Here is a 21,322-nt window from a genome sequence, read left to right as displayed (position 1 = left end):
AACGACCGATGCGGCGTCCGATGAGAAGGGTGTACGTAGCACATGAAAAAGACCGCAACGCGGGACGAAGCTGCCTTTTCTGTGCTGTACGTCAATATCCGCTTTGGTCGCTTTAAGCTGCCCAATTCATGACACAGATCACCAGTAACAGGATGAACAACCCGAACATGGCCGCCTTGATCACCTATGTCCAAAATGCCGAAAATGCCTGTTAGACGTTTCCTATCCGCAATTCTTTTGATCTGGCCAACGGTTCTGCCAGCGCAACAGCCAATCGACCTGGCAAATGATTATTATGTCGGGCGAGCCGTGAAGGATACCACTGCCCTGAACGATCAAGCCGGTGTCGAATTGGCTTCCCGACACGTTGTCGCCTATTTCTTCCGTGTGCAGTCCAACCAGGATGGAGTTGTCAGCGCGGATGACACTTTGGATTACATCAGGTCATTTGTCGCCAGGGTGAACTATTCAAGGACAACCGACTTTGCCAAGTATGACTTAAACCAAGATGGTGTCGCGACACAGAACGAGCTGGAAGTAAGCCTTTCCCAAAAACATGGGTTTCCGCAAGCACTGCTTATGATGAATCGCGGTCTCGGCTTGTCGTTGAAGACCGTTTTCAGCAGTTGCTTGCAAAAAGAACAAAGAGCCTGCGCGACCGGGTTGGCGCCGACCCTGATGCGGACATAGAGGCGCAGGGGGACAGTTTTACCCCGGTTGAGGACCTTCGGCAGTTGTTGAACAATACGAAATCCTGGGGCCCGCCCTTTTTCTCGGTATTCGATACGAATTCGAGATCTTCAAGTCGATTTCGAGGAGTTTACAATGCCCGTATTTGCGGCCCTTCTGGCCGCTGATACAGACGGCGATGGGGTATTCTCAGCAAAGGAACAAGAGGTGATTGAAGAAGCGCATAAAGTCGCCGAGGCAGCTCTTCGAAATAGCAAAGACAAGTTTAGTTTTCCTGATCCGCGATGAGTGCAAGTTGCCGCAAAACTAAGTAAAGGCAAAAGGGGTCGTTCACGAACTGTGCCGCATCAGCCGCTTCAAGCTGCCTTACGCTACACTACCAAATCTAAGTACCCGGATCGGCCTCAAGCCGTAGGCGCCGATCTATCGCCAGTCCGCCCGATCGGGCTGGCGATATGGCTCCGCTTGGCGCGACGGGGCAGCGAAGCGATAACCTTGATCCATAAACTGCCCGGGAAACGGTGTATCGTCGCCACCCTGCGGACTGGCAATGGACCGGCACAGCACCGCCGCAATGGGCTTGGAACGACCCTTCGCAGCTCATGTCAACCGACGGCGCGATCCACGTATCTCAGCGACATTCGACCACTCCACATCGTGAGCAGAACCTTAACAGACTTCCTAATCCGTCTCTGTAACCCATTGATTTTGCGTATGCGGGTCCTGTCCCACGCTGGGACACCCCAAATCCTCAGCGCGTGGGCCGGGTGTCGGGCAGGGAGATATTTGCGACCTGCTCGGCAATCGGATCGGTCGACAGGGGGTGGGTGTTGGGCTTGAAATTCTTGGGGTCTTTCATCTTTTGCCAGCTGCCGCCCAGATAGACTTCGAGCCCGGAAAAGTTGGATTTGTAGCCCATCTTCTGACTGCCCTGCACCCAGTAGCCGAGGTAGACATAAGGCAGGTTCGCCTCGCGCGCGATCCGCACATGATCAAGGATCATGTAGGTGCCGAGCGAGCGCTGCGGCGCATCGGGCGCATAAAAGCTGTAGACCATGCTCAGCCCGTCCGAGAGCACGTCTGTCAGGCTGACCCCAACCAGCTTGCGGCTGTCTTTTTCGGTGTACTCGATCACCCGGCTGCGGATCGGGGTTTCCTCGATCATTGCGGCGAATTCGAACACGTCCATGTCAGCCATGCCGCCATCCGCATGACGGCTGTCGAGATAGGTTCGGAACAGGTCGTACTGATCCTCGGTCGCCCAGGGCGATGTCGCGCGCCGGTCAATATCGGCGTTGCGGTTGTTGGTGCGCCGCTGGCTTTTACTTGGGGAAAAGGCGGACACATCAATGCGGGCCGAGAGGCAAGCAGAGCATTCCGCGCAAGATGGTCGGTATAGGACGTTTTGCGAGCGCCGGAACCCCTGCTGGCTGAGGCTATCATTCAGCTTGTCCGCATTGTCCCCCTGGAGGGCTGTGAACAGCTTACGCTCCATCCGCCCGTCCAGATATGGGCAGGGTTGTGGCGCAGTCACATAGAACTGCGGGGCAAGAGGAAGCGTGTGGCGCATGGAATTCCCGAGTGGCTGGGCGAATGATACCAATGCTGGCCGATGAGGCAAGTGTAACGTGTGGGCCTAGGCCTGTGCTTTGCGGTTGAGGGCGGCTGTGCCCATCGCCATGTCCGTCAAACCCTGTCCGCGATTCGATGTGGCCATCAAAACAACGGAGATCAGTTGCAACGGCGCGACGGCCCAACTGACCGTGTAGCCGAGTGTATGCAGGAAGGCCTGACCCAGATCGAGGCGCGCACCGGAGCTTGCGCGAATCTCGATGGCCATAAGGCGCATACCCCACGTCGCTGATCCGGTTGTCAGAGTGATCACCCGGTAGGCAAAGCTGACCACCGCCATGAGCGCAAAGAAAAAGAACAGCGCCACGAAGGCGGTAAAGGGCACGATCAGCAGGCTGAAAAGAGCGATAATGATCGTGTCTATGATCCAGGCCATGAATCTTTTGGCCGTCACATCGCGGTAGAATTGTGGCTGGGTGAGGGGGTCGGCAAGCTGCATTGGTATCCGGGGTCCTGTCACGAGAAACGGCCCCCATTGTGGCGGGGGCCGGGTGGTCGGTCTGGTTGGCTCAGTCTTCGGACTTTGCCGCCTTGGCGCGTTCGTCCATGAACTGGTCGAACTCGGATTTGTCCTTGGCTTCGCGCAGACGCTCAAGGAAGGCCTCGAAATTGTGCTGCTCATCCTCAAGGCGGCGCAACGTGTCTGACTTGTAGGCGTCAAAGGCCGCGTTGCCGGTGGGACGCATGGTGGTCATCGTCGAACTCATGCGGCGCGAGGTGCAGGATTTTGAAAACATGCGTTTGTTCCAGATCATGTAGAACAGAAGGGCGAGGCCAACAGGCCAGAAGAAGATGAAGCCGAGAACCATGGCCGCGATCCAGGCACCTTTGCCCTTGTCGTCAAGCCAGCGTTCGGTCTTGGAAAACCAGCTTCCGCCGCTTTGCGTGGACGGGGCTGTGGTGGACATGGTTGCCATTTTCAAACCTTTCGCGGATGGGGGTGTGCTGCCCCGGTGACTGTTTGGTGTATGTGAATGTGTTTCACATTACCTAGATTGGGGTTTGTGGCCCCCCGCGCAAGTCCTAATGTGAAGGTTTTTTACATATATTCGGATTACGACGTGAAATCAGCGACTTGCGCGCTGGAAATTTTCACCAAATCAGCCGGGAAGGCGCGGAAAACATGGTGTGGTGTCCCCGCAGCCGCCCAAATCGTGTCGAAATCCTGCAATCGCGAGTCGAAAAACGCAACAATGGGCGAGATATGCCCGACCGGTGCCACGCCCCCGATGGCAAAGCCGGTCTGGGCCCGGATCAGGGCTGCGTCTGCTTTGCCTAGCGGTTCACCCGCCAGTTCGGTGGCTTTGGCGGCATCGACCTGATTGCTGCCCGCCGTGATGAACAGGATCGCTTTGCCGCCGTCATCACCGCGAAAGATGATGGATTTTGCGATCTGGTCGATGTCGCAGCCAATGGCCGCAGCGGCGTCGGCCGCCGTACGCGCCAGCGGTGTTTCGCGGATTTCGGTGTCGATCCCTGCGGCCTCAAGAGCGGCGCGGACGCGTTTCAGGCTTTTGCTCATGACCACATAGGTGCCGCGTGTATGCAACGGGTGCAAGAGCCATTGACGCCGCCCATCGCCCCTGTTGATGGTACGCCCATGCGTCTGCAAGACCACCTTACCCGCGCCCCGCGCCCCTTTGACCCCGCCCGGGGGCAAGAGGCTCTCGCCGCTCTGCCGGATCTGTCGCCGCCACTGCGCGACCTTGTATCCGGTGCGGCGGCGTGCAGCCCGTATCTGGCCGGATTGATCGGACAAGAGGCTGCGTGGTTGCCACAAGCGCTGGAGGACACGGATGCGGCCATGCGCGACGTGCTGATCCCGCCCGAGGGGGACATGGACGCCATCAAACCCGCGTTGCGGCGGGCCAAGCGCCGTGTGGCGCTGCTCGCCGGGCTTGCCGATCTGGGTGGAGCGTGGACGCTGGAACAGGTGACTGGTGCGCTGAGTGACCTTGCCGATATGGCGTGCGAGACGGCTTTGCGTGCGGCCATCGCCCATCAGGTGCAGCGTGGCAAACTGCCGGACACTGATCCGGGCCTGTTCGTGCTGGCCATGGGCAAGATGGGCGCGGGCGAGCTGAACTATTCCTCGGATATCGACCTGATCTGCCTCTTTGACGAAACCCGTCACGCCCCTGCCGATCACGCGCTGATCCGCAAGGCCTGCGTGCGGGCGGTGCAGGATATGTCGTCGGCCCTGAGCGATCTGACTGGGGATGGCTATGTCTTTCGCACCGATCTGCGGCTGCGTCCCGATCCGGCCGTGACACCCGTGGTTCTGTCGACCGGTGCGGCCATGCGATACTACGAAAGCCTTGGGCGCACGTGGGAGCGTGCAGCCTACATCAAGGCGCGTCCATGTGCGGGGGATGTCGTGGCGGGCAAGCGGTTTCTGAGTGATCTGCGCCCGTTCGTATGGCGTCGCCATCTCGACTTTGCCGCGGTGCAGGACGCCCACAACATGCGCCTTGCCATTCGCCAGCACAAAGGCACGGGCGGGCCGATCACGCTGCACGGGCACAACATGAAACTGGGGCGCGGCGGCATCCGCGAGATCGAATTCTTCACCCAGACCCGCCAGTTGATTTCGGGCGGGCGCGATCCTGATCTGCGGGTGCGGGGCACCTGTGACGGGCTGGATCGCCTTGCGGACAAGGGATGGATCGAACCGGGGGTGGCGGCCGCACTCGGCGATCATTATCGTTTTGCGCGCACAGTGGAACACCGGGTCCAGATGATGCGCGATGCCCAGACCCACACTCTGCCTGCCACGGACGAAGAATTCGACCGGCTTGCAGCGATGATGGACACCGACCGCGCCCAGCTTGAAGGAGAGCTGATCGAGCGGCTGTCCGCAGTCCATACTGAAACCGAAGGGTTCTTTGCCCCCAGCAGCACAGGGCCTGCGCCCTCACAGGTCGAGATTGAGCCGAGCATGCGCGCACGCTGGCGCAGCTATCCCGCATTGCGCTCCGAACGGGGTGCGGCGCTGTTTGAACGGATTGAGCCGGTGTTGCTGAGCCAACTGGGTGCTGCGGGCAAGCCGCATGAGGCACTGGCCGCCTTTGACAGCTTCCTTGCCGGGTTGCCCGCCGGTGTGCAGCTGTTTTCCCTGTTCGAGGCCAACCCGCAACTGATCGACCTGCTTGTCGACATCGTCAGCACGTCGCCTGCGCTGGCCCGCTACCTGTCGCGCAACGCCTCTGTGCTCGATGCAGTGATCGGGGGCAGTTTCTTTGCCGACTGGCCCGGGCGCGCAACGCTCGAAGCCGACGCGCAGGCGCGTATGGAGGCTGAGACGGACTATGAGGCGAGGCTGGATGCGATCCGGGCATGGGCCAAGGACTGGCATTTCCGCATTGGTGTGCACCATTTGCGCGCGCTCAGTTCGGCGGACGAGGCGGGCGCGCAATATGCGGATCTGGCGAGCGCCGCCCTTGGTGCGCTGTGGCCCGTGGTGCAGGCGCAGTTCGCGCAGCGCCATGGTCCGCCACCGGGGCGCGGCGCGGTCATCCTTGGTATGGGCAGCCTTGGCGCAGGCGTGCTGACCCCGCATTCCGATCTGGACGTGATTGTCATCTACGATCCGGGCTCGGACGAGTATTCCGACGGGAAAAAGCCGTTGCCGGTGCGCACCTATTACGCGCGCCTGACCCAGGCGATGATCACGGCCATCACAGCACAGACGGCTCAGGGGCGGCTTTATGAGGCCGACATGCGCCTGCGCCCTTCGGGCAATCAGGGGCCGGTGGCGACCAGTTGGGCGTCTTTTCAGGGCTATCAGCAGAACGAGGCATGGTTGTGGGAGCATCTGGCGCTTGTGCGCGCCTCGGTCATTGCGGGGCCGGACGATCTGGGCAGCGATATCGCGCGCTTGCGCCGCGAAGTGCTGAGCCGTCCGCGCGATATGGCCAAGGTGATGACGGAACTGTCGGAGATGCGGGCGCGCATCGCCAGCGCCAAAGCGCCCACAAGCCTGTGGGATGCCAAGATCGGCCCCGGACGGATGCAGGACATCGAGCTGTTTTCCCAGACCGGCACATTGCTGTTTGACGGGGCCCCGCGCGATGTGGCCGGGGGGCTTTTGGGCTGCGTCGCTGCCGGGCTGATAAGTGACGCAGAGGCGCAGGCCCTGGGTGAAAACTATGCCATGCTGTGGCGGGTTCAGATGGCCGCGCGATTGCTCAGCACAGCACCGGTCCGCCCGGAGGATGTAGGATCAAGAGGGGCGGCTGTTTTGATGCGCTCAACAGGTGCGACGGACATGGACGAGGCAGAAGCGATGCTTGAGACGGCACATAAGGCGTCAAGCGACATCATAGAGGCGGGCATCGCGCGGGCGTCGAGCCGAACCGACGCGCCATGATCGCAAAGGGCGACAGCCATGATCCCAAGGGCCTGATCTACGAGGCCTATCGCATCGAGGGGATCACCAAATCCGAATGCCGCACCATCTTTCTGGACTGGGCGCTCAGCCTGCCGGATGCGTTGACGCCGGTTGCCGCGATTGACGTGCTGTTGGCGCAATATGGCGATGCACATGACAGCCATCCCATGACCGACGTCCTGCGCGAAGGGCGCACTCAAGTGGCGCGCCCGAAACGGCGCGGCGGGTGGCGCAGCCGCACCCGGCCACAATGACGGCTGCCGCGAAACAATCCCTCAATTGAACTAAAATTGTCTCAATTCCGCCCAAGTCCGACGGCACTTTGATCGGGACTTAAAGGATATGCGCGGGCCAAACCGCGCAGGACGGAGAGACAGAATGAAACATTTCAAGTTGGTCCTATTGCTCGCATCAGCAGCCCTCGTGTCTGCCTGCGCTCAGACAACCGCACCGTCGCGCAATGCGCCGTTCGAAGGTCCGGCACTCGCCCTGACCGAAGCTGGCGGGCAGATCGATGCCGCACAACTCGGCGCATATAACACCGACGTGCGGGTCGAAAACATCACCGTGCGCGTGCCGCGTTCCCTGCGGGTGTCTGAATCCAACGGCTATCTGCCATCGACTGACATCGTGTGGCGCGGGGACCCCATCGGGGACCGCCATGCCCAGATCGGTGCGATCTTTTACGAGGCGATGAACAAGGGGACAGAAGCGCTTGACGGTGCCACACCTGTTTTCATGGATATCGAAGTCACCCGCTTTCACGCGCTGACAGAACGGGCCCGCTATACGACCGGCGGCGTGCACAACATCAACTTTGTCCTGACCTTGCGCCATGCCAAGACAGGGGCGCCACTGGGTGAAGCCCGTCGCATTCGCGCGGACCTGCATGCCTTTGGTGGTCGTCAGGCGCTGGAGGCCGAAGCGCGCGGGGAAACCCAGAAGGTGCGCATCACCAACATGCTGGCCGAGGCGATCCGCCAGGAACTGACCACGCCGCACGGGTTCAAGAACCCCAAACTCGGTCTCATTCAGGCGATGAACCAACTCTGACCTTTCGCCGGTCAGTCGAACACACTAAGGACGGGCGCTATGACAGCGCCCTCACTTGCATCTGACCGCCCCGTAATTCGCCTGCGTCCCAAGATGGACCCGCGCCGCATTCGCCATGGTTTTCCCTGGGCCTATGCCAACGAGGTTGTGACGGACCGGCGCACCAAGGCGCTGGCCCCCGGCACGATCGCGGAGTTGCAGGACGAACACCGCAATCCGATGGCGCTGGTGGCGGTCAACCCGGCCTCAAAAATCATCGCCCGTGTCATCGATATGGATGTGCAGGCCAATGTCGACACCGACTGGTTCGCGCTCCGCCTTGCGCGGGCCTTGTCCTTGCGGAATCGCCTGTTTGATGCCCCGTTTTACCGCCTGATCCATGCAGAGGCTGACGGGCTGCCCGGTGTCGTCATCGACCGTTTTGGCGACGTGCTGGTGATCCAGCCCAATGCCGCATGGGCCGATGCACGCATCGACATGCTGGCTGAGGCGGCAATGGCCGTGACGGGCGCGCGCACTGTTCTCAAAAATGCAGGCGGCCGTACGCGGAGCCTTGAGGGCCTCGATGATGTCAGCGACGTATTGCACGGCGCGGCGCTTGAAGGACCGATCCCGGTGCCGATGAATGGTGCGACCTACATGGCGGACGTCACGGGCGGGCAGAAGACGGGCCTGTTTTATGACCAGCGCCCCAATCACGCCTTTGCCGCTGATCTCGCGCAGGGTGCCCGGGTGCTCGACATGTTTTCCCATGTGGGTGGCTTTGGGCTGGCGGCCTTGGCGGGTGGTGCCACATCCGCACTCTGTGTCGATGGTTCCGCCCCGGCCCTTGATCTGGCGACCCAAGGGGCGGCGGCCATGGGCGCGTCTGACCGGTTCGAAGCACGGCAGGGCGATGCGTTTGACGTGTTGACGGCCTTGGGCGAAGAGAGCGCAGAGTTTGATCTGGTGATTTGCGATCCGCCCGCCTTTGCTCCGGCCAAACCGGCGCTGGATGCGGGCCTGCGCGCTTATGAGCGGATTGCGCGGCTGTCCGCGTCGCTGGTGGCCCCGAACGGCATCCTTGCGCTGTGCAGTTGTAGCCACGCCGCCGACCTCGAAAAATTCCGGAGCGCCTGCGTGCGCGGCATCGGACGGGCAGGGCGCTCACCTGCGCTGATCCGCACAGGCTTTGCCGGGCCGGACCACCCGTTGCTGCCACAACTGGCCGAAAGCGGCTATCTCAAGGCGCTGTTTTTCCGCCTATGAGGATACTCATCGACGCCTGCGTTCTTTATCCCACCGTCATGCGCGAAGTGGTGCTGGGCGTGGCGCGCACTGGCCTGTTCACCCCGCAATGGAGCCCGCGTATCCTTGAGGAATGGGCGCGTGCCGCCGCCAAGCTGGGCCCGCAAGGTGAGGCGCAGGCGCGGGGAGAGATCGCGATGCTGCAGGCCTCGTGGCCCGGGGCCGAAGTGGCTTATCCGCCCGAGATGGAAAACCGCCTGTGGCTGCCGGACCCCAACGACGTGCATGTGCTGGCCGCAGCCATTGCCGGGTCGTCGGATGCGATCATGACCGTGAATGCTAAGGATTTTCCCCGCAATGTGCTGAGCGAGGAAGGGTTGCACCGGGTTGATCCGGACAGCTACCTGCAAGGGTGTGCCGAGGCGAACCCTGACCTTGTCGCGCCCGTCGCCCATGCAGTGTTGGCAGAAGCGCGCCGCTTGTCAGGCGAAGACTGGACCCTGCGCAGCCTGATGAAAAAGGCGCGCCTGCCACGCTTTGGCAAAGCCGTCGAGCGGCTGGACTAGGGCGTCACCTGCCACTTGGCTTCAAGGGCCTGCAGCGCTTTGATCCGCTCACCCGTCTTGGGGTGGCTCAGCAGCCATGCCGGGGCCGCGCCGCCACGCGTCTTGGTGAGGTCTTCGAGCTTTTCAAACAAGGAAATCTGCGGCGCGATGCCGATCCCGGCCTTGGTCAAAAGTGCGGCGGCATAGGCGTCAGCCTCGTATTCGTCCTGCCGGGACAAGCGGGCGGCGAGCAGCGTGGTCAGCCCGTTCGCGATCCATACCCCAAGGCCAGGGATAAAACGGGACAGCACCATGGCCAGGGCCGCGCGCATCGCGTTCTGGCCGGAAAAGTCGATCATCCTACGGCGGCTGTGACCAAGGGCGACGTGGCCCAACTCATGCGCAATCACACTCGCCATTTCCGAGGCCGAGACAGCGCCCTTGCGGAACTGGTTGTAAAACCCGCGGGTGATGAAAATGCGCCCATCGGGGGCGGCAAGACCGTTCACAGGCTCGATTTCATAGATATGCACCTTGATCCGGTCCAGATCGAGCGCACCTGCCAGTTGGTCACACATCTGACGCAGCATCGGGTCGGCAAGCTCGGTTGACTGCTCGTCCAGTGCGCGCGATGTGCGCCAGACGGAAAAGCGGTACATGACAAGGCCATAGACGATGGCCAGCAGGATGGGTGCGAACTTGATCATGTCTGATGATATGGGGCGCGCGGGTCAGGTTTTCCAGCGCACCGGGCACGAAGTTGGCCCGCGAAAGGCCCAGCCCGCGAATGGCACATCGCCATTAAGTTCCAATCCCTCCAACTGCTCGAACACCATCGGCACCGCGTGGCCCGCGATCAGCGTTCTCGATGCCGCGGCCCCGGCGCAGAAATGCGGCCCCGCGCCAAAGGGAATGGCAGGGCCAGTATCGCGCGTGATGTCAAAGCGGTCGGGTGCTTCGAAATGCGCCTCATCCCTGCAGGCCGAACCGAACATGAAAAAGATCAATTCGTCCTGCGCGAAGGCGACATTGCAGGCGGTGTCATCGCGCGCCACCCGGCGCGGCGACATACCGATGGGCGCGACAAGGCGGACATATTCGCCAAAGGCATCCTCCCAAGTGGCGGTACCCGCCGCGATCAGCACGCGTTGATCCGAGTGGTGCAGCAAGGCCCAGATGGTGCCTGCAATCGCATCGCGCGGTTCGTTCTGTCCGCCGCCGATGATGACGCGCACGTTGCCCGCAATCTGATCAAGGGTCAGGCCGGCCTGATCGAGCACCGAGATGATCGACAGATCGGGCGCGGCGCGCAACGCGGGCAGGCGGTCTTTGATCAGAGCCAGCACGCGGTCGGCATAGGCGAAGCCGCGCGCGTCAACCTCCGGGTCGCCTTGATAATTGGCCGCTGTGTCGAGCATCGCCTGACTTGCGGCGTCCATCTCTGCCGCTTCCATGTTGATCAGGCCGGTCATGATCCGCAGCGCATCGGCTGCCACGGGCATCGCGTAGTCAGTCACCAGATCGCAGGCCCCGAGGGGTTTGATCCGATCGATATGCCCCTGCACGATGTCGCGAAACCGGGGGCTGAGCACATCGCGCACCGTGCGCGGGCTGAGGGCAGGGAATAGCGCGCGCCGCTCGATCATGTGGGCATCGCCATCCTTGCGCATCATGTTGGCGCCCATCACGCGCGTCAGCAGGCCGTCGGGTTGATGGCTGGAAAACAGATCGATCCGCTTTTCCTCGCGAAAGACGTCATCGCGGCGCGTGAATAGGGTCGCGCCAAGTTCGGGGACAAAACAGACAGGCGTTTGCGCGCGCATCTCCGCCAGGGCCGGATAGGGGTCGGCATGGAAGGCGGCGGGATCGATGTGAACGGTGGGCGCATCTGACATGCGCTTCATCCTAAAGCGGGGATTTGTAACCAAAAAGCCTTATCGCGTCAGCGTCTTCATCCCGCGGCTGAGCCCTTCAAGGGTCATTGGCACCATCGCCTCGGGGCCAAAAATCTCTTGGATCATCTGGATCGAATGGGTGTAGCCCCAGTATTTCTCGGGCACCGGGTTGATCCAAAGGTTTGACGCCCACTGATCACGCGCGCGGGCCAGCCAGACCTGTCCGGCTTCGGCATTCCAGTGTTCGTTCGCACCACCGGGATAGGCGATTTCGTAAGGGGACATGCTGGCGTCACCCACAAAAATACATTTGTAATCAGGGCCATAGGTACGCAGCACTTCGTGGGTTGGGATCTGCGCATCCCAGCGGCGACGATTGTCGCGCCACACGCCTTCATAAAGGCAGTTGTGGAAATAGAAGTGTTCGCAGTGCTTGAATTCGGATTTCGCGGCGGAAAACAACTCTTCCACGATCTTCACATGGGGGTCCATCGACCCGCCAATGTCAAAGAACAGCAGGACCTTGACGGCATTGCGCCGCTCGGGGCGGGTTTGGACGTCAAGGTATCCGTGTTCGGCGGTCGCGCGGATGGTGCCGTTGAGGTCCAGTTCTTCGGCGGCCCCGTCGCGGGCCCAGCGGCGCAAACGCTTCAGGGCCACCTTGATGTTGCGCGTACCCAGTTCAACTGTGTCGTCCAAGTTCTTGAATTCACGCTTGTCCCAGACCTTGACGGCCCGCTGATGCCGGGATTTGTCCTGTCCGATCCGCACGCCTTCGGGGTTGTAGCCATAGGCACCGAAAGGTGAGGTGCCCGCTGTGCCGACCCACTTGTTGCCACCCTGATGGCGGCCCTTTTGCTCCTCAAGCCGTTTTTTGAGCGTTTCCATGAGCTTGTCGAAGCCTCCTAAAGCTTCGATCTCAGCCCGCTCTTCTTCGCTCAGATGTTTTTCGGCCAGTTTCTCAAGCCAGTCCTGCGGGATATCCACAGCCTCAAGCACCTGTTCGATGCTGATTTGTTCGAGCCCTTCGAATGCGGCGGCAAAGGCGCGGTCGAATTTGTCGATGTTGCGTTCGTCTTTTACCATTGCCGTGCGGGCGAGGTAATAAAACGCCTCGACATCGTAGGTCGCAAGCCCCGCCTTCATCGCTTCGAGAAAGGCGAGGAATTCGCGCAGCGATACCGGCACGCCGCCTTTTCGCAGATGTTCGAAAAAGGGCAGAAACATCTCAGGCCGACAAGATGCGGTCAATCAGCACAGTGATGATCAGGCCGACCACCACAAAGGCGAGCGCGTACCCGGTCGCATATTGTGCGATGTCCAGCCGGTTGCCGTCACGCTTGTGCGCTGTGTAACCGCCAATAAGCGCGCCGCTTACAGCGGCAGCGATGACTATCATTTGCCTTGCCTCTCAATACGTTGGGGCGGCAAGTTCAACCATTCAGCGGATTGAGTGAAGAGATTTCCCGCAGCTTGGCCCGGACCGCCCAGTCTGGGCCAAATCCGTAGCGTGCCCATCCGATGCTGTCCAGCCTGACTGTGCGTGCCTCGGCAGAGCGGCCTTGCAGGTCCAGCGCTTCGGCGCGCAGCAACAGCAATGTCGACAGCAGTGCGGCGTTTTCGTTGCGCGCGGCCTGATCGATATGGGGGGCCAGCAGCACTGACGCACTGTCGCCATCCCCACGCGTAATCGCATAGGCGGCCAGCTGCGTCGCCACATAGGCGCGGTGCAGGCGGGCACCCTTGGTTGCGGCGTAATACTGGTCTGCGGCGCGGAAATGCGTCTGGGCGGCTTGCGGGTCAGAGGCGAGTAACAGACGGCCATTGGCATAGTGCGCAAAGGCGCGGCGGTGATCTTTCCAACCCATTGCGCGGGCGATTTCCAGCGCTTTTGCAGCCGCTTCACGGCGTTGGGCGGGGGCGGCACCGGGGCCGAGGGCAGTCTGGACCGCATGGCTCCAGGCGCGCGGCGTGCGGGTTGCAAACTGGGCGGGCAGGTCTTCTCCGCCCGGATTGATGCGGGCCAGAATGCCGGGCAGCTTGGCCGCGACCTGTCCGCGCGTCATGCCAGAGCGCAGTTCCGGCGCGTAATAGGCGCGCAGGATCATCATGTCGAAGCCAGTCAGAACCGTGTGCACGTTGTCGTCGTTAAAGACGCTGTCGGGCAGGCGATAAAGGTCGTTGAGCGGGCCGATGGCCTGCGCCAGTTCTTCGTGCAGGCAGTCCCGCACCTCTTGGGGGCTGGCGTCATTGGGCAGGAAGATGGCGAGTTGCTGGCGGGTGCGCAGGTTGGACCAGCTGGTGCGCGCGCTGCGGCGGTTGGGGCGATATTGCGAGATATCGGTGATGTTGGGCACCACGAAACAGGCGGCATGGGGCAGGGCGCGGCAGATCTGCGCGCGGCTGACAGCCTGAATGGTGATGTTGGCGTTGTTGCCGGGGGCGGCTTCAAAAATGTCGATCCCGGCCTCGTCCCGCAAACGGTGCATCAGGCGGCGCAGGTCCGTGCCAAGGGAGGCGGGCGGCGCCCCGGTGACACGCACCGAAATGGGCCCTTCAAAGCGGGTAAAGACCGGCAGGTCGCGCCCCGATTCCAGTTGAAAGCTCAACTCAATAAAGTCGAGCGCCAGATCGTTGTTGGACCGAATCGGCGATCCGGGCTGCGGCGCGCCAAAGGTCTTCATCGGGGGTAGGTCGCTGGCCTGGGGCAGGGCGCGGGTCGGTGTGTCACCGGGCGTGACGGGCACGCAGGCATTGAGCGCAAGGACAAGCGGCAGAACAAAACGGCGCATCATGTTCATCCCCGATCATACTTGATGAAGGGGGAAAGTTTCCCGATGCGGTCGTAAAGCTTGCGGGCCTCGGTGTTGAAATCCTGTGTCAGCCAATAGACTGCCGGACATCCGGCAGCGTCGGCGGCGCCGTAGACGGCTTCGATCAGCTTGCGGCCAACGCCCTGTCTGCGCACGGACGGATCGGCATAAAGGTCCTGCAGATAGCAGACGTTTTCGACGCGCCAGCCGTGACGGTGGAACAGGTAATGCGCAAGGCCGACAAGCTTGCCATCCTGCACGGCGACAAGGCCATGAAAATCCTGTGGGTCATCGCCCAGCAGCCGTTCGAAATAGGTGTCAAAGAGGGTTTTGGGACGCGACGTTTCATAGAACGCGAGATAGGCCGTCCACAGATCGCCCCATTGCGCGCGATCCGACAAAGAGATTGGGCGCACTTCGAGTGCGTCTGAACCGGTCATTTATACTGCCTGCCTGCCTTTTAGCATATTGGATGCGGGTGTTTTCACCTCTCATCAAGGACAGGTTATGGAGCATTTCAGGCAAAAGAAAGACATTTTATCCACAGGTTGCCCTTGTTGGCCGTGGCGGCAGGTGGATGTGACCTAAAAACCCCGTGTTCAGTGTCGGGGCGTGCCTTGATTGGGCCTATGCACAGGCCTGCATCGTTTCAGTCTTGGCTGCCGCATCAAAACAGGTTTGCGCACCGTACCTTGCCAGGAAATGTGATGCCTCTCGCGTGCGCAAAACGGGCCGTGCGGTATGGGTTACCCTGTGCTGCAATCCTTCTTTCTGCAAAGCCGTCGAAAAGGTTGGTACAGCCTGCAACAATTCGGTGCTGGCATCGCCGAGATGCAGGCTTTCACACCATGCGCCATTGGCGCGGATCACGTGGTGTTTGCGCAGCAGGACATGCACATAAGTTACGGTGGGGCGGGCCGTTTGACGCACGCCGGGCAGGCCGACAAAGGCCTTGGCAGGGGCCAGCACCTCGTGGCTGGCAAAGTGCAGTTCCAGTTGAGGCGAGCGGATCAGGATGCGGTGTTGCGCTGAGACCGCCAGCGGCAGTGTGTTGCCGATGCTGCCTGTGGCGAAGGTGATGGGCGCGTCCGCGCGAAATCCGATGCAATCGCGCTGGCCCACCCAGATCACGGGTTGTGGACCATCATCCAGCGTCAGCACCCGGTCATTCGCGCGCAATCGTTCGACAGGTACCGCACCCGCATCCGTGTCGATCAGCGTTCCTGCCACAAAACACACATAGGCATGGGTGTAGGCCGGGTCCGTGTCTTCGGTGTAGAATTGCGGCTCCATCGACGGGTTGTAATTGTCGGAATACCACCCTTCGAGGTCAAATCCCGGTGTCCAGATGATCTGCGCGGGATCGCCGTTTTCATCGACCCCTTCGAACACGATGATTCCGCCCTCGCCATTGGGGGCAAGGTCGGATCGTACGACCACCGCATCGGTGATCGAACCACCACCACCCTGACCGCCCCAACTGACGTCATAAGTGTCGCCAAGTTCAAACACGCGCGGATCATCGTCATCCGCATTGCTGGTGATCACCAGATCCTTGGACCCTTGAGGCGGGTTGTCAAAGGTCGAACTGTTTTCTGTTGTGTCGACATTGTCGCCGGTCGAGGCGGCAAATTCGTTGTCGAGCCCGTAATAGGTTATGGTCATGGCGCAAACTCCCGGACGGGACCTTGCGTGATGCGCACTTAAGGGGAGGTGAGCGCATTCAGCTTTTTACCTAAGATTGAAATGAACTGCCTGCGCTAACGCTGACCCCGCGCCATGAATGCCAGCCGTTCGAACAGATGCACGTCCTGCTCGTTTTTCAACAGCGCCCCATGCAGTTTGGGTAGGGCACTGGCACCACCTTGTTTCAGGTCTTCGGGGCTCATGTCCTCGGCCAGCAACAGTTTGAGCCAATCAAGCACTTCGGAGGTCGATGGTTTTTTCTTCAATCCCTGTTGGTCGCGGATTTCAAAGAACTGGGTGAGGGCAGTGGTCAGCAGCGCCTGTTTGATGTCCGGGTGATGCACGGCCACGATCTGTTTCATCGTGTCCATGTCCGGGAACTGGATGTAGTGAAAGAAACAGCGGCGCAGGAACGCGTCGGGCAGTTCCTTTTCATTGTTCGAGGTGATGATGACGACGGGGCGATGGCGGGCCTGAATGGTCTCGCCGGTCTCGTAGACAAAGAACTCCATCTTATCGAGCTCTTGCAAAAGGTCGTTGGGAAATTCGATATCGGCCTTGTCGATCTCGTCGATCAGCAGCACGACTTTCTCGTCCGCTTCGAACGCCTCCCACAGCTTGCCCTTTTTTATGTAGTTGGCGACATCGTGCACTTTGTCTTCGCCAAGCTGGCTGTCGCGCAATCGGCTGACGGCGTCATATTCGTACAGACCCTGTTGCGCGCGCGTGGTCGATTTGATGTTCCATTCGATCAGACGCAGCCCCAGTGAGCGCGCCACCTGCTTGGCCAGTTCGGTCTTGCCCGTGCCCGGTTCGCCCTTGACCAGCAGGGGCCTTTCAAGGGTGACAGCGGCATTCACCGCGATGGTCAGGTCGTCCGTGGCGACATAGGCGTCGGTGCCTTGGAATTTCATGTGAGTTCACCCTGTTGCACTGATTTGTTCATCGCACCGCTTTTAGCGAACTTGTCATGGGAATGGGTAGTGACAATCGCTTTTGCCTCGGATAGATGCAGCGGCAGGGAGCTGGTGGGGCAGTGAACTGGAGACCTCAGGGAACCGCATATGGCCAACGTCAGTCGAGTTGAGGGGAAGCAAATGAAACAAGAGACATTTTTACCGGACGATTATCGCCCAGCCGAGAGCGAGCCGTTCATGAACGAGCGGCAGGTCGAATATTTCCGTCGCAAGCTGTTGGGATGGCGCGCCGAGTTGCTGGCAGGCAGCCGTGACACCATCGAAGGATTGCAGGACGGCACACGCAACATTCCGGATGTCGCCGACCGCGCCAGTGAAGAGACAGACCGCGCGCTGGAACTGCGCACCCGCGACCGTCAGCGCAAGCTGGTGTCCAAGATCGACGCCGCCCTGCGCCGCATCGACGAGGGCGAATACGGATATTGCTCGGTCACGGGCGAGCCGATTTCGCTGAAGCGTCTGGATGCGCGGCCCATCGCGACCATGAGCCTTGAGGCACAGGAAAAGCACGAACGGCGTGAGAAGGTACATCGAGACGATTAGTTTGAATTCACGCAGGTGAATTCAAACGGTGGCAAGGGTTGCTTTGCACCGCAAAGCGACCAGCCACGCCCCTGATCCGTAGGGCACTAAAGCAGTAAGTCACCCGTAAGGCGCACCTGTCGGTGCGCCTTTTTCATTTTATCACCCCTGTGAACGCATCACCATGCCCATGAGGTCCCGCGGATCATCCGGGTCCGCCAGCAGATCGAGCGGGTGAAAGAATTCCGTCCCCTCAATGCTGTCGCGCACATAGCGCAGGGCGGAAAAATCCTCGATCGCAAAGCCGACGCTGTCAAAGATCGTGATCTGTTTGTCAGATGTGCGCCCGTCCACCTGGCCCGCGATCACCTGCCAGATTTCAGTCACCGGATGATCGGGATCAAGCTGCTGGATGTCGCCCTCGACCCGGGTCTGCGGTGGATATTCCACAAAGATGTCGCCGCGTTGCAGGATGCCCGGTGCGATTTCCGTCTTGCCCGGACAGTCCCCGCCGATGGCGTTGATGTGCACGCCTGCGCCCACCATGTTGTCGGTCAAGATCGTGGCATAGGCCTTGTCCGCCGTGCAGGTGGTCAGGATGTGCGCGCCCTCGATGGCCTCTTCCGCACTTTTGCACTGTGTCACAACAAGGCCCGTTCCGGCCAGATTGCGCGCGCATTTCTCTGTCGCAGCAGCGTCGATGTCATAAAGGCGCACATGGGTGATCCCGGCGATGGCCATCATCGCAAGGCTTTGAAATTCGGACTGCGCGCCATTGCCGATCATCGCCATGGTGGTCGCGCCCTTGGGCGCGAGGGTTCGTGCTACAAGCGCCGAGGTGGCAGCGGTGCGCAGGGCCGTGAGCAGCGTCATTTCCGTCAACAGCACGGGATAGCCTGTGTCCACATCTGCCAGCAGGCCAAAGGCCGTGACCGTCTGCAAGCCATCCGCGGTGTTCTTGGGATGGCCGTTCACGTATTTGAACCCATAGGTTTCGCCGTCCGACGTCGGCATCAGCTCGATCACCCCTTCGGCCGAATGGCTCGCCACGCGGGGCGTTTTGTCGAACAGCTCCCAGCGTTTGAAATCGGCTTCGATGTAACGCGCCAGCCCACGCAGCATCTCGGCCATGCCGATATGGTGGATCAGTTGCATCATGTGGTCGACGGAAACGAAGGGAACAAGCGCTTTGTCCGACGGGGCGAGTTGGGTCATGGGACTGTCCTTTGTGCAGCGAAATCAGGAATAGGCGCGGGTGGGCCGGTCAAAGATGCGCCGCCCAAAGGCGGATGCAGTCAGATCGACCATGGCCTGCGCCGTGCGTCCACGCTCATCCAGAAACGGGTTCAGCTCGACCAGATCCAGCGAGGTAAGCAGGCCGCTGTCGCAGATCATTTCCATCACAAGATGCCCTTCGCGCATGGTTGCACCGCCCGGCACAGTTGTGCCCACGGCAGGGGCGACAGAGGGGTCAAGGAAATCCACGTCAAGCGAGACATGCAGCATCGCGTTTTCCTTGGCAGCCCGCGCAAGAAAGGCAGAAAGCGGTTTGGCGATGCCATGTTCGTCAATGTGGCGCATGTCGATATAGGTGACATCCGTTTCCTCTAGTGCCGCGCGTTCCTGCGCATCGACCGAGCGCAGGCCAAGCATGGCAATCTGTGCGTGCGGGATCGGGTGTGGTACGGCAGGAAATCCGTCAAACCCATCGCGCCCGGTGAGATAGCCCATGGGCGTGCCGTGCAGGTTGCCGGAATCGGTGGATTGCGGTGTGTGATAGTCGGTATGGGCATCAAGCCACAGAACGAAAAGCGGGCGCCCTTGCGCCGCAGCGTGCGCGGCGGCCCCATGCACGGTGCCAAGGGCGAGGGCATGATCGCCGCCCATAAAGATTGGGAGGGCATCGGCGCAGGCAGACGTGGATGCCGCTGACAGCGCTTCGGTCCAGGCGATGGTTTCGCCCAAAGCATGCAGGTGGGGATGTGGTGTCGCGTCAAATAAACCGGGTGCGACATTGCCCATATCCGCGACCTCATGGCCCAGACTGCGCAGGGCGTCGGCCAGACCAGCAGTGCGATAGGCATCCGGGCCCATCAGGCAGCCACGTCGCTTTTTGCCGCTGTCCATGGGCACGCCGATAAGTTGGATATTTTGAGGTGTCATCATGCTCTCCTGTCGTTCTGGCAGGAATGTCTGCCCGAAGTGATGCGTGGACAAGCGATCAAATTGGCCGTATCGGAAGCTATATCGACAAAACGGAATGCAATATGGACGAAACGGACGCAAAACTGATCTCGGCCTTGCGCCATGACGCGCGCGCATCTTTGTCTGATTTGTCGGCCACATTGGGATTGTCACGCACCACGGTGCGCACCCGGATCGAAAAGCTGCGCAGTCGCGGCGAAATTGTCGGGTTCAGCGTGGTGCTGCGCGAGGACACATTGCGAGATCCGGTGCGGGGCCTGATGATGATCGGAATCGAGGGGCGCGGAACGGAGCGGATCATTCGCCAGCTTACGGGCATGTCCGAAGTGCGCCACGTGTATTCCACCAATGGGCGCTGGGATGTGATCGTGGAAATCGGAACGGATACGCTGGAACGCTTTGATGCGGTGCTGTTCCGGATCAGGGCGCTTGAAGGGGTGATGTCGTCTGAAACGTCGTTGCTGTTATCGACGCGCAAGTCGGCCTAACGCGCCCGCAGCGCTGCCAGCCACAGACCGGCAAGCGCCAGCGAAATCACCATGTTCCAGCCGGCCATGCTCAGACCCGCCAGTTGCCATGCAATCTCGTCACAGCGCACCAACGGGGCGGCCATGATCTGGTCAAAAAGTGCATCGGGGTCCAGGTTGCCGATGGGTGCGGACGAACAACTTGTCGGCCCTTCCCACCAGCCCTGTTCGACGCCCACGTGATAGCCACCGATGCCTGCGGTGATCAGCGCTGCCAGCGCGCCAAGGGCCAGCAGGGCAGGCAGCGGGACGAAAAAGGCAAGCGCGCCCAGTGCAATGGCTGCGACATGGGGATAGCGCTGCCAGATGCACATCTTGCACGGGGCCAGCCCGCCCAGATGCTGAAAGGCAAATGCACCGGCCAGTAGCAGGGCAGAGCCAAGGGCGGCACAGGTCACAAGGTGTCGTCGTGTCAGGGTCATAAGCCAATCCAGGTCTTGATCAGGCTCGCCAGCGTCGCCCCGGCAAGAATGAGCGTTCCGATCCATGCCGTCCCAAGTGCCGCGCCCAGAATGACCAATAAACCGTCGCGCTGCAAAAGGCCCATGGCGACGATCACAACGGCAAAGCCGGGCACGGTGTTCGTCCCCGGCAGGGGTACCAGGATCGACGCGCTGAACAGGACAAGGGCAAGGCCGACGATCCGGTCCGTGGGGGGCTGGGTCAGCGCGGACAGGCGCGGACGGCTCACCGCTTCGATGCGCTTCAACCATGGGCCGGAGCGGCGAGACAGGCTGTCGAGCCCTTCGCCCGAGACAGTGCGCGCGCTGAGCTTGCCGGGCAACCACGGGACGCGGCGACCGAGCAGGATTTGGCCTGATACAAACATAAGGGGCAGGGCGACGATCTGCGGCAAGCCATAAAGAAAGGGAATGCAGCAGGGCAGCGCCAGGATCAGCAGGAAAAGACCAAAGGCGCGTTCGTGCAACTGCTCCAAGATCCAGCCTAACGTGACGACCTTGCCATCGGCGTCTTCGACCAGCTGCGAGAGCCGGTCCGAGATCGCCATATCCTGCATCAACGGCGCCATGATGTTGAAATCTCCTGAGATGTTGGCCTCGCGTATCAAATCATCTCTGGGTGTTCCAGTGGTCGACATGCACCGCAGATAAAATGTCGTCGCCAAGACGTGAGGGCCGCTTGCCCACGACAAAATCACG

At 60.9% G+C, this 21,322-nt stretch carries 25 protein-coding genes; 9 read left to right on the top strand and 16 right to left on the bottom strand.

The genetic code is table 11. From position 1 onward, the window contains the following. The first annotated feature begins 186 nt into the window (after window positions 1-186). The gene (locus ACERZ8_RS16455; RefSeq protein ID WP_407593234.1) at window positions 187-690 is read left to right on the top strand and encodes a CREC-EF hand family protein; all 504 of its coding nucleotides are present in this window, start codon (window positions 187-189) and stop codon (window positions 688-690) included. A gap of 135 nt (window positions 691-825) precedes the next feature. Continuing rightward, window positions 826-978, top strand: a complete 153-nt coding sequence (locus ACERZ8_RS16450; RefSeq protein WP_407593233.1) for a hypothetical protein — start codon at window positions 826-828, stop codon at window positions 976-978. Between the two features lie 463 nt (window positions 979-1,441). Here ACERZ8_RS16450 and ACERZ8_RS16445 read toward each other — a convergent pair whose 3' ends face one another. From ACERZ8_RS16445 to ACERZ8_RS16430, 4 genes are all read right to left on the bottom strand, one after another. After that, on the bottom strand, window positions 1,442-2,260 hold the full coding sequence (locus tag ACERZ8_RS16445; protein ID WP_407593232.1) for an arginyltransferase: 819 nt from the start codon (window positions 2,258-2,260) through the stop codon (window positions 1,442-1,444). 66 nt (window positions 2,261-2,326) lie between these two features. Beyond that, entirely contained in the window at window positions 2,327-2,761 is a 435-nt protein-coding gene (locus tag ACERZ8_RS16440) for an RDD family protein (RefSeq protein WP_407593231.1), read from the bottom strand. 70 nt (window positions 2,762-2,831) lie between these two features. Next, complete coding sequence (locus tag ACERZ8_RS16435) at window positions 2,832-3,239, bottom strand: DUF2852 domain-containing protein (RefSeq protein WP_407593230.1); 408 nt, start codon at window positions 3,237-3,239, stop codon at window positions 2,832-2,834. Between the two features lie 137 nt (window positions 3,240-3,376). Beyond that, window positions 3,377-3,844 (bottom strand): YbaK/EbsC family protein, encoded by a 468-nt coding sequence (locus ACERZ8_RS16430; protein ID WP_407593229.1) that lies wholly within the window; start codon window positions 3,842-3,844, stop codon window positions 3,377-3,379. A 78-nt stretch (window positions 3,845-3,922) separates the two neighbouring features. On the opposite strand from ACERZ8_RS16430, the gene ACERZ8_RS16425 reads away from it, so the two are divergent. From ACERZ8_RS16425 to ACERZ8_RS16405, 5 genes are all read left to right on the top strand, one after another. Further along, the gene (locus tag ACERZ8_RS16425) at window positions 3,923-6,691 is read left to right on the top strand and encodes a [protein-PII] uridylyltransferase family protein (RefSeq protein ID WP_407593228.1); all 2,769 of its coding nucleotides are present in this window, start codon (window positions 3,923-3,925) and stop codon (window positions 6,689-6,691) included. Then, window positions 6,688-6,966 (top strand): hypothetical protein, encoded by a 279-nt coding sequence (locus ACERZ8_RS16420; RefSeq protein WP_407593227.1) that lies wholly within the window; start codon window positions 6,688-6,690, stop codon window positions 6,964-6,966. Before ACERZ8_RS16425 ends, ACERZ8_RS16420 begins: the two co-directional genes overlap by 4 nt. A 124-nt stretch (window positions 6,967-7,090) precedes the next feature. Next, window positions 7,091-7,765 (top strand): DUF6778 family protein, encoded by a 675-nt coding sequence (locus ACERZ8_RS16415; RefSeq protein WP_407593226.1) that lies wholly within the window; start codon window positions 7,091-7,093, stop codon window positions 7,763-7,765. 39 nt (window positions 7,766-7,804) lie between these two features. Beyond that, on the top strand, window positions 7,805-9,013 hold the full coding sequence (locus ACERZ8_RS16410) for an RSP_2647 family RNA methyltransferase (protein WP_407593225.1): 1,209 nt from the start codon (window positions 7,805-7,807) through the stop codon (window positions 9,011-9,013). Further along, a complete protein-coding gene (locus ACERZ8_RS16405; RefSeq protein WP_407593224.1) occupies window positions 9,010-9,558 on the top strand; it encodes an RSP_2648 family PIN domain-containing protein in 549 nt (182 codons plus the stop codon). The genes ACERZ8_RS16410 and ACERZ8_RS16405 overlap by 4 nt, the downstream gene beginning before the upstream one ends. Here the strand turns inward: ACERZ8_RS16405 and ACERZ8_RS16400 are convergent. The 8 genes from ACERZ8_RS16400 to ACERZ8_RS16365 form a co-directional block, all read right to left on the bottom strand. Beyond that, window positions 9,555-10,244 carry a M48 family metalloprotease gene (locus tag ACERZ8_RS16400; RefSeq protein WP_407593223.1) on the bottom strand — a complete coding sequence of 230 codons (690 nt, stop codon included), beginning with the start codon at window positions 10,242-10,244 and terminating at the stop codon, window positions 9,555-9,557. The two genes, ACERZ8_RS16405 and ACERZ8_RS16400, sit on opposite strands and share 4 nt — an antisense overlap. 24 nt (window positions 10,245-10,268) lie before the next feature. Beyond that, entirely contained in the window at window positions 10,269-11,432 is a 1,164-nt protein-coding gene (locus ACERZ8_RS16395; protein ID WP_407593222.1) for a cytochrome P450, read from the bottom strand. Window positions 11,433-11,471: 39 nt separating this feature from the next. After that, complete coding sequence (locus tag ACERZ8_RS16390; protein WP_407593221.1) at window positions 11,472-12,659, bottom strand: vWA domain-containing protein; 1,188 nt, start codon at window positions 12,657-12,659, stop codon at window positions 11,472-11,474. 1 nt (window position 12,660) lies between these two features. Beyond that, the gene (locus tag ACERZ8_RS16385) at window positions 12,661-12,831 is read right to left on the bottom strand and encodes an apolipoprotein acyltransferase (protein ID WP_407593220.1); all 171 of its coding nucleotides are present in this window, start codon (window positions 12,829-12,831) and stop codon (window positions 12,661-12,663) included. 34 nt (window positions 12,832-12,865) lie between these two features. After that, on the bottom strand, window positions 12,866-14,224 hold the full coding sequence (locus ACERZ8_RS16380) for a DUF2927 domain-containing protein (RefSeq protein WP_407593219.1): 1,359 nt from the start codon (window positions 14,222-14,224) through the stop codon (window positions 12,866-12,868). 5 nt (window positions 14,225-14,229) lie between these two features. Then, window positions 14,230-14,685, bottom strand: coding sequence for a GNAT family N-acetyltransferase (locus ACERZ8_RS16375; RefSeq protein ID WP_407593218.1), 456 nt, complete (start codon window positions 14,683-14,685; stop codon window positions 14,230-14,232). A gap of 187 nt (window positions 14,686-14,872) precedes the next feature. Continuing rightward, window positions 14,873-15,910 (bottom strand): Hint domain-containing protein, encoded by a 1,038-nt coding sequence (locus tag ACERZ8_RS16370; RefSeq protein ID WP_407593216.1) that lies wholly within the window; start codon window positions 15,908-15,910, stop codon window positions 14,873-14,875. Window positions 15,911-16,005: 95 nt separating this feature from the next. Further along, a complete protein-coding gene (locus tag ACERZ8_RS16365) occupies window positions 16,006-16,845 on the bottom strand; it encodes an AAA family ATPase (protein ID WP_407593215.1) in 840 nt (279 codons plus the stop codon). A 183-nt stretch (window positions 16,846-17,028) separates the two neighbouring features. On the opposite strand from ACERZ8_RS16365, the gene dksA reads away from it, so the two are divergent. Continuing rightward, a complete protein-coding gene (gene dksA, locus ACERZ8_RS16360) occupies window positions 17,029-17,451 on the top strand; it encodes an RNA polymerase-binding protein DksA (protein ID WP_407593214.1) in 423 nt (140 codons plus the stop codon). Window positions 17,452-17,592: 141 nt separating this feature from the next. Here dksA and ACERZ8_RS16355 read toward each other — a convergent pair whose 3' ends face one another. Both ACERZ8_RS16355 and rocF read right to left on the bottom strand, forming a co-directional pair. After that, window positions 17,593-18,645 carry an ornithine cyclodeaminase gene (locus tag ACERZ8_RS16355; protein WP_407593212.1) on the bottom strand — a complete coding sequence of 351 codons (1,053 nt, stop codon included), beginning with the start codon at window positions 18,643-18,645 and terminating at the stop codon, window positions 17,593-17,595. A gap of 24 nt (window positions 18,646-18,669) precedes the next feature. Next, window positions 18,670-19,593, bottom strand: a complete 924-nt coding sequence (rocF, locus tag ACERZ8_RS16350) for an arginase (RefSeq protein WP_407593211.1) — start codon at window positions 19,591-19,593, stop codon at window positions 18,670-18,672. Between the two features lie 104 nt (window positions 19,594-19,697). Here rocF and ACERZ8_RS16345 point away from each other — a divergent pair, with 104 nt between their 5' ends. Next, on the top strand, window positions 19,698-20,123 hold the full coding sequence (locus tag ACERZ8_RS16345) for an Lrp/AsnC family transcriptional regulator (RefSeq protein WP_407593210.1): 426 nt from the start codon (window positions 19,698-19,700) through the stop codon (window positions 20,121-20,123). Here ACERZ8_RS16345 and ACERZ8_RS16340 read toward each other — a convergent pair. Further along, a complete protein-coding gene (locus ACERZ8_RS16340; protein ID WP_407593209.1) occupies window positions 20,120-20,584 on the bottom strand; it encodes a disulfide bond formation protein B in 465 nt (154 codons plus the stop codon). The two genes, ACERZ8_RS16345 and ACERZ8_RS16340, sit on opposite strands and share 4 nt — an antisense overlap. Then, window positions 20,581-21,261, bottom strand: a complete 681-nt coding sequence (locus ACERZ8_RS16335) for an exopolysaccharide biosynthesis protein (protein WP_407593208.1) — start codon at window positions 21,259-21,261, stop codon at window positions 20,581-20,583. The genes ACERZ8_RS16340 and ACERZ8_RS16335 overlap by 4 nt, the downstream gene beginning before the upstream one ends. Window positions 21,262-21,322 lie beyond the last annotated feature (61 nt).

It is taken from the genome of Tateyamaria armeniaca (genome assembly GCF_045797845.1).
Classification (GTDB): Bacteria; Pseudomonadota; Alphaproteobacteria; order Rhodobacterales; family Rhodobacteraceae; genus Tateyamaria; species Tateyamaria armeniaca.
The sequence above is the reverse complement of the archived record's forward strand: the minus strand, read 5'-3'. Positions and strand labels throughout refer to the sequence as shown.